The following is a 13839-nucleotide window of genomic DNA, read 5'->3' on the forward strand; positions in this document are numbered from 1 at the left end:
TGCTAATGCTGTTTACTGAGCCTGTGTTATTTTCCATTTTTATTGGCAAATTTCTTTAAGGTGTTATCTCGTTTAGCACGTTGACCTATATATTGAGCAGGCATAGCAGGGCTTCGCCATCGACCTTGATGCTGTATTTGATGAATAGACAACCCCGCATCGGCTAAATCTTGACTTGCTCCCACCCGTGGTGATTGACCTGAAAAAATAACATCCGCCGGCAGATCTAGTTCTTGGCTCGCTCGTCTGAAAATTCGATAAATAGATGAATGATCGAGTGGATTATCACCAATATTGTTATGTCGATCTATACGTCTAAAAACAAAACCACTATCAATCATGGATAATGTTAACCAACGATTAATCGCTTGAGAGGCCACATCACTTAGGGCAATTAAGGTTCCATTCACCGACAGGGTAATTAAGCCTTCGGGGGTTACTTCAATGTCATTGATGGTTAGTGCTGTTACTTCTGAACGTTTTAGCATAGCTTCAAAAGTCATCGCCCAAATAGCCATATCTCGTACATCTTTGGCTTTTGTTGAAAGAATAAAAACATCAAGAAGATCGTGTAAATGATTATCACGAAAGCCCTGAGCATTAGTGTAATCATCGTGTTTATCAAGGCGTTGTTTATGCATGGCGAGTTTAATTTCATTACTTAAACAGGGATTAGGTAATGCATGACAACGGTGTACCAAACTAATAGTGACAATGTAACGTTTAAGGCTGGCTAACTTACGGGTTTGTGCCATTTTTTCTATATAGCGATGAACAATCTCAGCTGATGCTGGTAATGCTGACGCTTGATGTTGTTCACAAAAAAGTAAAAAATTATTCCAATCATTTTTAAATGCAACCAAAGTATTTTTGGCATATTGTTGGTGTGTTAGTCGTTGCCAAACGGTAATGGACTCAGCAATGGTTGAAAAGTCAGTAATACTTGCATTACGAACAGTTTCATCTTCAATAACAGTGATCTTCTTAGCCATAACACCTCTAATGCACTATAACTTTATATGATATTGATAATAACAACGATCATCGAAAAACGAAAGAATTTTTATAAAAAGCTATCCTAGCTATTTAATAATTAATATTATATAAATAGTTAACATAATGATTATTAAAGAAACTCATACTTTAATAAGGTTGGGGATATGACAATTAAAAAACGCCTTTTTCATCGTGGTTATACTATTGAAAATAGCACTGGGCTTACATCAGACTGGAAAACAACCATTAATGGGCAAACCGTCAAAGGAATGATAACCAACATTAAAAAGAGTGTAGATTGGTGGTGCGATACCAAGGCTTTTGTGCCGCCAGAAAAATTTAATACTCATCCTCAGGTAAGGCAATCAACTGTAATAGCTAAATCTGAACAGTATCGAGGTATTGTTTTAAAAAATGATAGCGGTAAAGCCAATGAGTGGTACGTCATGGTGCGCGGGCAGTTAGTTAAAGGTGATATTGTTTCAATAAAAAAATATTTAGATAGAACGCTTACAGCCTAAAAAACAGTGCCTATTGATTACAGGCACTGATTTAGTTATTTGTTGAAGAATTAATCATCATCGTCGTGTTTTGATACATCAACTAAATAACGGCCATCTAGCCAGTTCCGGCCAATAAGTAATTTATACTCTAGTTTTTTACGATCACGTAAGTTGACTGGAATCGCATGATTTTTACCATTCCAAACTAGATCCATTACAACAGCATAGCGACGCTCAACACCTTGAGCGTTACGTATCTTACTGATTTTTATTATTTTGCTTGTGTGTGTTTGTTCTTGCCCTTGTGCATTTGCTGTTTTGAAGCTGATCATTTTACCCAGGTTTTCTTGCCAGCTTTTTTTGGTATCGTTAGGGTTATTATTACCATCGATAACGTGTAAATCATACGCATTAATGGACGTAGTATTTGCTCCCGTATCAATACGCGCCTTGTAATCCATATCAAGATCTTTAACGTAAATGGTCTCAACAGGGCCAACAATGTACTTTCCATCACACTGGTTGTCAGCATAGCTCATGGTTGATAGTGTTGCCGCAGCAACGAACATGGCAGACATAAAAACTTTTTTCACATAAACTCCTGATCTTATTAGCTCTTCATTCATAGATAATAGACTGGGTGGTAATAACAATGTTCAATTTTATGTAAAATTTAGGCAATTATTTGAATTTAATGTAGAAAAAGTTGCTTTTCGATTTGCTGGAAACATGATGTTGTTTGGTCAAACTGAATAGTATTAAAACCGAGTGCTGATGCTATTTGAATATTCTCACTATTATCATCAATAAACAGACTTTCTTGTGGTGTTAATTGATAACGATCGCAGAGCCTTAGAAATATTTCTTGTTCTGGTTTCATGACTAATTCTTTGCCTGAAACTAAGCCACCATCAAAAAATGAAATAAAATGATGCTTTTCATACAGTGTATCAAAAAAGGCACTACACATATTGGTCAGATAATAAAGTGAGTAGGGTTGTTGTGTTAATTGATTAAAGAGTGTTTCTGTTTGTTGTATTTTGGTCAAACTCAATTGAATATGTGCGATAAAATCTTCTATACGTTGTGATGATATTTGAGTTCGTGCTGAAAATTTCGGGATCACCTCCGCAATAAGCATCGTACCACGATCAAGTGATAGCCAATCAGGATGTTGAAGTACATCACGCAGCAATATTTCTCTCTCTGATGGTGATGTGGTGAAACTATTAACAATATGGTGTGGATTCCATTCAAATAGTACTGCGCCAAAATCAAAAATCACATTACGAATCATAAGATGTTCCGTTAGAGTACCATTTATTGATAGTATTGGTTCATGAGTATTTCGCAAGATTGATGTGCTAACTTTTAATGTTATTCACACAATCAAGCAACCAAGTGAGATAAATTGCACAATGAGTGATAATAGCCGTTTAGTTTTCTCAACCGAAACTGGTCGAATTAAAGAAGAAAAAGAACAACCTGTACGCCCAAAAGGTGATGGTATTGTTCGTATTCAGCGAGAAACAAAAGGACGTAAGGGCAAAGGCGTTTGTATTGTTTCAGGTCTTGATGTTGAAGATACCCAACTGAAGCTCATTGCTGCTGAATTGAAAAAAGTGTGTGGCTGTGGTGGTGCAGTAAAAGAGGGTAAAATTGAAATTCAAGGTGATAAGCGTGATGTAATAAAAGCGCACCTTGAAAAGAAAGGCCATACAGTTAAATTAGCTGGCGGTTGATAGCCAATTATATACGCTAAAAATCTGAGTGGTCAGTAGTTTATATGAGGCAATAATTCAAACGATTATTGCCTTAATTCTATTCGTTTATATATAACCACCAGCATTGTAACGTTATCTATTTTAAATCCCGTTATTATTTCTAATTTCAACCTTCCTCTTAAAGATATAAACCCTATTCGATAATATCTATTTTTGAATCAGTCTCGCAATCCGCATTTTTAATATAACGACTACTATTAAAGCAATTGCGACTGATTTAAGGAAGACTGTATGTCAGATGTGAATGTTTTTAAACAACCTAAACCGTTTTATCTCATATTTTCAGTAGAGTTCTGGGAGAGATTTGGGTTCTATGGCATGCAAGCCATTCTTACTGTATATATGGTCAACATTCTTGGCATGTCAGAGGCCGAGTCATTTACCTTATTTGGTGCATTTTCTGCGTTAATATTTGGTTCAGTAGCGATTGGTGGGTGGGTTGGGGATAAGATCCTTGGTACGAAACGGACCATTACTCTCGGGGCGTTTGTTCTTACTATTGGGTACTCTTTATTAGGGCTATCCGCAGCGGGAGGGTTTGGCGGAAAAGAACTTATCTATATAGCAATGGGTTTTATCACTATGGGTAATGGTTTATTTAAAGCCAACCCTTCAAGTTTACTTGCAAAATCTTATGAGGAAAATGATCCGCGTCTTGATGGTGCATTTACCATGTACTATATGGCGATTAATTTAGGTTCATTTTTCTCAATGCTATTAAGTCCTTGGATAGCTGAAAAAATGGGTTATGGCGTGGCTTTTGGTGTGAGTGCGATTGGATTATTAATTACTATGGTTAACTTTATGGTGATGGGTCGAATCGTTAAAAACATTGGTTCAAAACCTGATATGTTGCCCGTTAATAAACGCTATTATTTCGCAGTTGTGGTTGCCACTGTCGTGTTGAGTTTTTTGAGTGCGTTTCTATTACAACACTTGTTTTACGCTCATGCCATTTTGGTTGTAGTCGGAATTACAATAGTGTTTATTTATTTCAAAGAGGCATTTAAAACCCAAGGTCTAGAAAGGGCTAAAATGTTTGTCGCTTTTGTTTTAATGCTACAGGGTATTGTCTTCTTTGCGCTGTATTTTCAAATGCCGACGTCACTTAACTTTTTTGCTATTCATAATGTCAGTCATGATTTATTTGGCTTTAAAGTAGAGCCAGAACAATTTCAAGCGCTGAACCCATTTTGGATCATGATTGCGAGTCCATTATTAGCCATTCTTTATAATAAACTCGGCGAACGATTTGCGATGCCGTTTAAGTTTGCGTTTGGGATGGTGTTATGTAGTTTAGCTTTTTTAATTTTGAAATTCTCAACTGGGTTTGCAAATTCACAAGGGATCATCAATTCAAATTGGTTAGTGGCAAGCTATTTATTACAGTCACTAGGGGAGTTGTTAGTGTCAGGACTAGGGCTCGCTATGATTGCTCAATTAGTGCCACAACGCATGATGGGCTTTGCAATGGGAATGTGGTTTTTAACCTCAGCCACAGCGGCTATTTTAGCAGGTTGGATCGCAAGTTTAACCGCAGCCCCTGAAGGGATTGTTGAACCAGCACAAACTCTTGTTCTTTATGCGGAAGTCTTTGGTGAAATTGGGTATGTTACCGCTGCTATTGCTATATTTACATTACTTATTGCGCCAAAATTAACGCGTATTATTCAAGGTAAAGCGTAGTGTTATATGACTAACCATACTGTAACTATAAATGTGGTGTGAAGAATAACAGCAATCATATTAGGTGATTGCCGTTATTCTTTTACTACTTACTACTTACTACTTACTACTTACTACTAGCTGCAAGCACATCAATAAAAGCGTCAATATCTTCAGCTTTGGTTGCAAAATTGGTTACTAAACGCGCGACACCATCACCCCAGCGATTAGCTAAAAACTCAAAGCCATGTTCATGTAAGGTTGCAATCGTCACCGGAGACATTTTACAAAATACAATATTTGTTTTTGACGGGTGGAGTAGCTCAACACCATCGATGTTCAGAATACCGTTACGTAATTTTGTAGCCATTGCATTCGCATGTTGTGCGTTGTTAAGCCATAAATTATCGGTAATATAAGCATCGATTTGTGTTGATAGAAAACGCATTTTAGACATCAAATGTCCCGCACGTTTACGGCGATATTCGATCTCATTTTTTAAGCTAGTATCAAATAAAACAATTACTTCTACGCCAAAAGCACCATTTTTCGTCGCACCAAAAGAAAGGGCATCGACACCCGCTTTCCATGTCATTTCAGCAGGTGTGCAACCAAGGGCATCAATAGCATTAGCAAAACGAGCGCCATCCATATGGTATTTTAAATTGTGGCTTTTACATACATCACCAATTGCGCGAAGTTCATCAATAGTATAAACGCTACCAGTTTCAGTCGCTTGGGTTACGCTAACCACAGCTGGTTGTACGGTATGAACATCCCCAATTTTTAAAGTAGCACGTTGACTCAATGTTATAGGGTCAATTTTACAATCATCCCCATCAATCGGCAGAAGCTTTACGCCATTACTGAAAAACTCCGGTGCGCCACATTCATCATTATTAATGTGGCTATTTGGATGACAAAGCACCGCTCCCCAAGCAGGAGACATTGCGGCTAAACATAAGCTATTAGCTGCTGTTCCTGTTGGCACTAAAACGACAGCAACATCGGTTTCAAATAACACACTCATTTTACGATCTAATTGTAACGATAAATCATCATTACCATACGGTGTGGCATCACCAACACTATATTCAATAAGGTGTTGCAATATTTGAGGTGACACACCTGCAATATTGTCACTGGTTAAGCCGATGGTTTTTTTCGAGGTCGTTAAGGTTGAGCTTGTCATTGTTGTCTCCATACAGATTGAATTATCAATATACCTAATTTAGCGCGAAAGATAAGCAATATTATTATTCTAGTTTTGTAATTACCTGACTATTACAGTGCGAAATGTGGTGCTTCATCCAAGCTTGAGATCAAATGGCAATGAAAGATATAAAAAGGCATGTTTTTTGATAAAAATACGCCAATACAATTATTTAGAGTAACGATAATGAAAAGGATAGCAGCGTTAGATAGTATTCGAGGTTTATTACTATTATTAATGACAATCAATCACTTAATATGGATAAGTGGCGGGTATTCTGTCATTCAAAATGTGACTTTACAGCCTTTAGGGCAGTTTGGTGCTGCTGAATGTTTTGTGTTTATTTCTGGCTTACTTGCCGGGGCTATATACAGTCGAGAATCATTAACCAATACCGAGACTATCACTAAGGCATGGCACCGAGCATTTAGTATCTACCGTTATCATATCGGTTGTTTGTTGATAGTGTTTGCATGGATTCTTATCGCAGCATATTTATTACCATCAGCTTTACCTATACTTGAACACAGTGCACAGAATGTATTAGAAAACCCCTTTAAGACATTGATAGCCAGTGTTGTGTTGGTTAATCAACCTAACTATTTTGACATTCTGCCACTCTATATTATTTTCATGTTGTTGTTGCCTGTGCTTATTATGGCATACCGTAAAGGGTTAGGGTGGGCGGTTGTTAGCATCAGTATTATTCTCTGGATTTTTAGTAAAGAGCTTAATACAACAATACTGCTGCCTTTATTCTCGTTTGTATTTTCGAGTTTTAAACTACAACTGGGTTATTTTAATCTTTTTGCATGGCAACTATTGTTTGTCGGCGGATCAACCCTTGGATTTATGTTACAAAATAAAACATTACGCTGGCAGCATCCTGCTTTAACCGTTATTGCCGTGATTATTGCAACGGGTCTTTTTGCTGCGCACTACGGTGTATTCAGTGATTATGGTATTCAGCGGTGGATGTTGTCTTCATATGCGGATAAACCTGAACTTGGTTGGTTACGGACCTTAAACATCACCGTATGGGTTTATTTGATTGCTATTATTATTCAACGTTACCCTAATGCACTTCATATTAAAGCATTAAGTTATATTGGCCGTCATTCATTACGTGTGTTCAGTTGGCAAGTTGTTATTGTCTACTTAAGCGCACCGTTACTGCATAATCTCCGTTTAGAATCATATTACACGCTACTTATCATCGCTTTTGCTGCAACATTATGGATAGCAGCATTGCTGTCGGAAAAACTAAACACACATACAGTAAGTCGCTTACATTGGGTCAGTGGCTTTAGTGTAATGTTGAGTTTCATCATGCTTGGTAATATTGTCAGCGCAGAAGGTGTTTCCCCGTTAACAATAAAAGTTACCAATATTAATGATCCCAAAACATCAGTATTAGTATTGGTTTACGATGAAAAAGATGATTTAACCCAATATCCCTCGGTATATTTAAATGCCTATTCGCCACAAAAATTAGCACAAGGAGTCACAATAGGTGCATTACCCTCAGGGAATTATGCGGTACTTGTATTTCAAGATAACGACGGTGATTATAATTTAACAATAGGTAACAATGGCATGCCTATTGAACGTTTTGGTTATTCAAACAACCCACCATTAGATACACCAGTATCAATGGAGCAAGCGAAATTTGCTCATAGAGGACCACAAACTCAAACCATTAATTTTTAATATGGTTTAAAACAGCGCACTCAATTAACAATAATTGAGTGCTGCCATTCGGTGATTTTTGATAAAAAGGGCGCTTACAACAGTTAGCTACAGCTTTTATTGTTTAGGCTCAATCTCACATTTATAAAATCCATACTCTCTTCTTACTGTTTTTTTCTTTGATCAAACGATCATATTTCATTGATATTGAGTGGTTGCATATTGTGGCTTTTAATTTGCAATGATAAATAAGTTAGCAAGTAATTAAAAAACTGTTACATAAGGTGCTGTATTTATAGTCAATGAACAATATTTTTAGCCAATAACTACTCAGATTAGATTTTTGATCTATTTAAACGCATGAACATAGAAGGAATTAATTTGTGAGAAAAATAAATAAAATAACAATAGCGATATTCAGTACTATGCTTAGCGGTTATGTGTGTGCTTCTGATGTTAATCAGATATCAAGTGTTGCACCTTTGGCTTCTGCGGGATTATGTGATGAATTTAATGTTTATCCTGATTGGACGCGGGGTGATCACGCTGGTACTGGCGATATAATGGTTAACAAAAATATTGCTTATTCTGCTGTTTATTGGACTCAATCAGCTCCTGGAAGTGATAGCTCATGGACTCTACATCTTAATTGTGATGGATCTGAGCCAGGTACTGCGGCTGTACTTTCATTACCAAATCCTATGGATCCTGTGCGCCTTGAAGTTGCTGGATGGCCAAATGATTTTGTGGTTGCAAGTCCATCATCAACGGCACCGCCAACAATAACTATTACAACGAGTGCTACTGAAGATCTTGTTGATGTTAATAAATTAACTGCCAAGTTTGTTTCCATCATCGAGGCGGCGACACAAGCAGGGACTTCATCTGTCATTATTAGTAGTGATGTGCTTGATAAAGCGACATTAGATAAAGGTCAGTCTCTGGGTGTTATTGCAGTTAAAGAGGCATTACTCAAAGCCGTAGATACAACCGCAGCTAGTATTGATATTGATAAAATTAATGCCCTTAGTGATGATTTGAAAGGTTGGTCACAAGCTCACAACTTAATTCTAACCACGCTTGCTCCTGAAGCGAGTTTTGGTTGGTCTTTCAGCATTGGTGATTTTGCATTTGATACCCATTCTGGTCGCCAATCTGTGTGGAATGCTGCATCAAGTGCCACCGCAGATCTATTAAATACTCTCGATGTTTACAAAGCAGAGTCATTAACCAAAGCTGACTTTATTAGCTTTACCAAATCAACAACAACGGCTGCATTATCAACTGAGCAATGGCACAACGCACTTGAATATGTAAAACAAGTTACGGATTATATTAAGACGCCTGCAATGCTTGCTAATATTCCAACCGAGCAAGCTGCGAATTATTTTATGGGTCAAACAACACGTGATCAGCAAATTCGTAAAGCGGCTCACAGCAATATATTTGCGATTTTATTTGATAAAGACAGCGCAGATTTAACCAGTAAAATTGAAACTTACCAAAGTGCGAAAGTGCCATTATATTACGTTGGTGAAGAACTCGAAAAAGGCTCATTAACACGTATTGAAGCACTTAATACTGAGTTAACGAATGCCTCAGATGTCATGGATAATGAAGCCTTCCTCTATGAAACCCCGCAGTCACAGTGGGTGCCATCGACCGTGTATAAGTGGAATGACTTCCTTGATGGCCTTAATGCGATGCACAATATTGGTGTCGCGGGTAATAAGTTCTGGTTATTGACTGATGAAGCAGATGATGCAACTAATATTATTTATGCCAAAGTCGCCATTGCTGCGTTCTTAGCACAAAGCATGCAAGAGACAATCCGTTATAACGCATGTGATGAAAACAATTGGTCTGAAATTAAATATGGCGCACCTGCCGATTACCCAATGTCTGCAAGTTGTGGTCAGTTAGGTCAAAAATACGCAGACTACGGTGTTAACCCAGTATCAGGTTTAGATTATGCTTATTCTTGTCCGCGTGATAACAAAATGGAAGTCAGCGCATTAACCCATGCTAAATGGTACGGCGCACCAGCACCTGTATTTGCAGCTCCCGATGCAGTATTAGAAGAGCAAGGCTTACTGGTTAATGGTCATGTGGGACGGTGGACTAACAATGGTCACTGTAATGCAGTGCCAGACAAAATCGATACTTCGAAACAAGTATGGGAACGTGATGAGTGTAAAATCTACGTTGGTCAAAAAGCCGGTACGTTCTTATGGGATGGCAGCAGCCAAGAAAGTGTTGAAGGCTGTGGTTGGTGGGGACGTGGCGTTATTCAAACCACAGGTCGTCAAAACTTTGGTACGTTAAACCATTATTTAGGCCGTTCACATGTTGATCCTGCAACAATTGGTCAAACCATTGATGGTGTAACAGTTGAAGCGCCACCTGTAAACCCGCTATATGCTGATCTTGATTTCTGTTCAAACCCAGGCTTAATCTGTAGCTCTGAGAAGAATAAAGAGATCAAATGGATTGCAGGCTTATTCTATTGGGTAACATCAGTGCAAGCATACTCTAATGAAGGTGGTGATTATGCAGATTGGAACTATTACAACGAACTGAAAAAGTATGTTAGCGGTGGTCTACAAGGAACTGAATTTATTGATGATGTTTCTGGTATTGTGAACCGTGGCTGCCCAGATTCAACTTGTTCGACTGGTGATGTTCATAACATTAAAGAACGCCAAGCCAACTTTAAGCTAGTGCTACAAAAATTAGGACTTAACCCACAGTAAGCAAAATAGTTGCTGTATTAAGTTTGTAATAAATTTAAACCCTGTTTTTCGAAACAGGGTTATTTTTTGCGTTTACATTGTGGTGATCTATTTTGTAAACCTGATCAAATTAGGTTTAATAATTACATGTTTCTAAGGGGCTACCGAATACAGAATGTCTGAGGTAGCATCTTAGAATAAGTGTTAATTATGTACTTTATGGTAAATAACGAATACTGTTAAATACACAATCAAAAATTGCGAGAGAGTGTATTTATCTATTATTAATCAATATCCTATGTGTAACTGTATGATGTTATCAATACCTAATATCCTATTTAACATAAGGTACATAATGCGCACTGAGGTTGTAAGTCCCATTTAGAAATGTCCGGTTTTAACCCGTTAGAAATGTCATGTTGAACTATCTTCAGATCATAGGTTTTGCTATGAACTGGAATCAATAAATGTTGCTCACTATGACTGAAAATGAATTAAGCCGAATCAAAATTATTCAAGATGTTTGTGATAACCAAATAACTGGTGTTGAAGCTGCTCGCCGACTGAACTTGAGCTGTCGTCAAGTATCACGATTAGTAAAACGCTTTACTCAGTTCGGTGCTAGCGGATTACTTTCACAACAACGTGGCGTACCAAGTAATCATCGCTATGATGATAATCTTAGGCTGCGTATTTTAAATTTCATCCACGAATATTATTCAGACTTCGGACCCACATTGGCGCGTGAAAAATTGATTGAACGCCACGGCATTAAAATTGGATTAGAAACCTTGATCGCTTAGTCAAAGAAATGCGTTTACAACACATTGATAATATTGAACAAGCTAATGCGTGGCTCCCCGACTTTATCACTGATTTTAACCGACGTTTTGCTAAAGCTGCTCAATATCCTAAAGACATGCATCGGCTATTACGTGAATCGACTGATGAATTACACGATATTTTTGCGTGGCAAGAACCAAGGAAATTATCAAAGTCACTGACATTTCAATACGACAAAGTTATCTATTTAATCGACCCAACTGAAGAAAATCAACGGCTTGTACATCAAGTTGTTAACGTTCTAGATCGCCCAGATGGCACCATCGCCATTCAATACGGTCATCGAAAATTAGAATTTAAAGTGTTTGATAAGCTCGAAGATGTTGACCAAGGTCAGGTGGTCGATAATAAACGTTTGGGCGCAGTATTGAAATTTGCCCAAGCGAAACAGCAACAATATGACCAACAACAAAAGCGTAGTCGCAGCAAAAAAGCCCCTAAACGAACTGCTCAACAACGGGCAATCCGTCAACTTGAAGCCATCAATCCAGTGTTAGTTCACCCTGAACAATTTAAACCCAGCACCAGAAAAAAGCCCTGACTTCCCTACTCTATAACCCCAATTTCAACACAATGAACTACCTTAAAAAGAGACATTTTAATCGGGGAATAATGAGGACATTTTAAAAGAGAGAAAACAATGGTTGTAGCTCCCAAGGTAAAGTGTCTCTTTTCTGCAAAGCTAAAATGTCCTGTTTTCCTATAGTGATCAGTATCTGCTGATCAATGTTTAAATCTAATCCACACTTACAAAGGCAGTTCAAAACCCTAAAGTTCTGTGTCGTTCATTTAGAAATGTGTTTTAAAGCGTTCGGCTAATTCAGCTAGATTTAGCATTATGTCCATTGATTCCGCATCTTCATGGGTTAACATATCAAGCAAACAGTAAATAGATTGATCGTCATTAAAGCAATATGCAAGGTGGTAATCGCTGGTGTTATTGTATTGCTGTTTATCTTCGTTGTAGCTATCTACGGTTAAAAGATGGACGTGTTGCATTTCAGCCTGTAATACAGCATTAGGGCGGTGATATGGGACATCACGACCAAAAACCCAGCCATCTTGAATATTATTGTTTGTTGTTTTGTACTCAAGAAAAGATTCTTTAACTGAGTCTCTAGCAACATCATCTGTAAAACTATCTCTAAAAGGTTTAGTTGAAATAATCCTTATATTATCTGGCATAATAGTAACTACTCAAACAACTCATCATCAGATATATGTTTATATTTTTCGTAATCACTAGCACTTTTACTCTGAATCCCATTTAGTGCTTTTTGGGCTCGAATTATTTTAGATTCAAGATCAGGACTTAATTGCTTTTTGATTGATGTAAAACCATCCAAAATATTCATCATTGACTCAAAAGTTTCAGCGTTAACTATGTATCCTGTTACTTTATTATTGTTTAAAAGTGCCGTTGTACCGTTATCTAAACACTCTTTTATATGGCTTCTTGCGTAAGTGACACTAACAGCCTTTTGAGAGTATATATTTTGTGTTGTCATATTATCACCTTTTTTGTGCTTTATTGTGTACATTATAGCGTACATCACTGGGGGGTGACAAAAATAATACAGTAAGAAAAATAATTAGCTTCCCTACTCTGCGGTTTTATTGGCAGACACAAATATCCTATCACTCATTTTCATTTGATCACAAAATCTAAAATTAATGAACCATGTTGCATTTATTTGCTAGTAAATGTTTTTAGCTAGTGGTAGATTCTCGCCATTAGTTATGAGGCTGATTATGTTAGATTTTTGGTACATCTTTGGGCTACTTGTTAGTTTCATTTTTGGTGTTTCTTATGGATATAAAAAGAAACAACATCATGAACAAAAGAACCTTAATATTGGTGAGGCCTTGGTTTCAAAGAAATTGAATGACTATCTATTCCATGAGCAAACAGCAGGTATTGTTGTAAATAATGTTACTTTATCTATTGATGGTAGTACAACTCAAATTGATCATGTTTTGATTTGCACTAAAGGCGTGTTTGTTATCGAAACCAAGCACTATAGCGGTTGGATTTATGGGGACTCTAAACAAAAGCAATGGATGCAGGTGCTATTTAAAAAGCGCTCTCAGTTTCAGAACCCTATCCACCAAAATTACAGACATATAAAAGCTATCCAAGCCCTATTCGATTTTGTGCCAACAGATCAAATTAAATCGTTAGTGGTATTTACCGGTGACGGTGAATTTAAAACGTCACGTCCAAAAGATGTGGTGTTATTGGATGGTATTAAAGATTGGATGAATCAACACGAAAACCATGTATTCACACTTAATCGTATTCAGTTCTGTTATGGCCGTTTGGAGTACTTACGTATGTCTGATAATGAGCAGACAGATAAATTACATTTACAGAATCTGTCTAAGAGATAGGCATTTTTAATGCTATGGTAGTA

General features: G+C 37.3%; 12 protein-coding genes and 1 pseudogene. 7 read left to right on the forward strand and 6 right to left on the reverse strand.

From position 1 onward, the window contains the following. Positions 1-26: 26 nt before the first annotated feature. Positions 27-992 (reverse strand): tyrosine-type recombinase/integrase, encoded by a 966-nt coding sequence (locus ACJZU6_RS18920; protein ID WP_080155927.1) that lies wholly within the window; start codon positions 990-992, stop codon positions 27-29. Positions 993-1160: 168 nt separating this feature from the next. Between ACJZU6_RS18920 and ACJZU6_RS18925 the strand changes: the two genes are divergently transcribed. Then, a complete protein-coding gene (locus ACJZU6_RS18925) occupies positions 1161-1517 on the forward strand; it encodes a DUF3319 domain-containing protein (protein ID WP_235865765.1) in 357 nt (118 codons plus the stop codon). 50 nt (positions 1518-1567) lie between these two features. Here ACJZU6_RS18925 and ACJZU6_RS18930 read toward each other — a convergent pair whose 3' ends face one another. Together ACJZU6_RS18930 and ACJZU6_RS18935 are read right to left on the reverse strand one after the other, a co-directional pair. Next, on the reverse strand, positions 1568-2092 hold the full coding sequence (locus ACJZU6_RS18930) for a RimK/LysX family protein (protein WP_199190732.1): 525 nt from the start codon (positions 2090-2092) through the stop codon (positions 1568-1570). Positions 2093-2190: 98 nt separating this feature from the next. After that, complete coding sequence (locus ACJZU6_RS18935) at positions 2191-2796, reverse strand: HAD family phosphatase (protein ID WP_080155929.1); 606 nt, start codon at positions 2794-2796, stop codon at positions 2191-2193. A 121-nt stretch (positions 2797-2917) separates the two neighbouring features. On the opposite strand from ACJZU6_RS18935, the gene yciH reads away from it, so the two are divergent. Together yciH and dtpA are read left to right on the forward strand one after the other, a co-directional pair. Continuing rightward, entirely contained in the window at positions 2918-3241 is a 324-nt protein-coding gene (gene yciH, locus ACJZU6_RS18940) for a stress response translation initiation inhibitor YciH (protein ID WP_080155930.1), read from the forward strand. Between the two features lie 273 nt (positions 3242-3514). Next, the gene (dtpA, locus tag ACJZU6_RS18945) at positions 3515-4969 is read left to right on the forward strand and encodes a dipeptide/tripeptide permease DtpA (RefSeq protein WP_408901091.1); all 1455 of its coding nucleotides are present in this window, start codon (positions 3515-3517) and stop codon (positions 4967-4969) included. Between the two features lie 106 nt (positions 4970-5075). On the opposite strand, the gene ACJZU6_RS18950 is transcribed toward dtpA, so the two are convergent. Beyond that, positions 5076-6140 (reverse strand): threonine aldolase family protein, encoded by a 1065-nt coding sequence (locus ACJZU6_RS18950; protein WP_408901092.1) that lies wholly within the window; start codon positions 6138-6140, stop codon positions 5076-5078. Positions 6141-6347: 207 nt separating this feature from the next. On the opposite strand from ACJZU6_RS18950, the gene opgC reads away from it, so the two are divergent. From opgC to ACJZU6_RS18965, 3 genes and pseudogenes are all read left to right on the forward strand, one after another. Further along, positions 6348-7871 carry an OpgC domain-containing protein gene (gene opgC, locus ACJZU6_RS18955; protein WP_408901093.1) on the forward strand — a complete coding sequence of 508 codons (1524 nt, stop codon included), beginning with the start codon at positions 6348-6350 and terminating at the stop codon, positions 7869-7871. 362 nt (positions 7872-8233) lie between these two features. Then, positions 8234-10603, forward strand: a complete 2370-nt coding sequence (locus ACJZU6_RS18960; protein ID WP_408901094.1) for a cellulose-binding domain-containing protein — start codon at positions 8234-8236, stop codon at positions 10601-10603. A 458-nt stretch (positions 10604-11061) separates the two neighbouring features. After that, positions 11062-11966: pseudogene (locus ACJZU6_RS18965) on the forward strand (helix-turn-helix domain-containing protein). 248 nt (positions 11967-12214) lie between these two features. Here the strand turns inward: ACJZU6_RS18965 and ACJZU6_RS18970 are convergent. Continuing rightward, positions 12215-12610, reverse strand: coding sequence for a type II toxin-antitoxin system YafO family toxin (locus ACJZU6_RS18970; protein ID WP_408901095.1), 396 nt, complete (start codon positions 12608-12610; stop codon positions 12215-12217). A gap of 8 nt (positions 12611-12618) precedes the next feature. Next, complete coding sequence (locus ACJZU6_RS18975; protein WP_408901096.1) at positions 12619-12933, reverse strand: hypothetical protein; 315 nt, start codon at positions 12931-12933, stop codon at positions 12619-12621. 244 nt (positions 12934-13177) lie between these two features. Between ACJZU6_RS18975 and ACJZU6_RS18980 the strand changes: the two genes are divergently transcribed. Continuing rightward, the gene (locus ACJZU6_RS18980; protein WP_408901097.1) at positions 13178-13816 is read left to right on the forward strand and encodes a nuclease-related domain-containing protein; all 639 of its coding nucleotides are present in this window, start codon (positions 13178-13180) and stop codon (positions 13814-13816) included. Positions 13817-13839: the final 23 nt, after the last annotated feature.

This window comes from Photobacterium piscicola, assembly GCF_046058925.1.
Taxonomy (GTDB): domain Bacteria; phylum Pseudomonadota; class Gammaproteobacteria; order Enterobacterales; family Vibrionaceae; genus Photobacterium; species Photobacterium piscicola.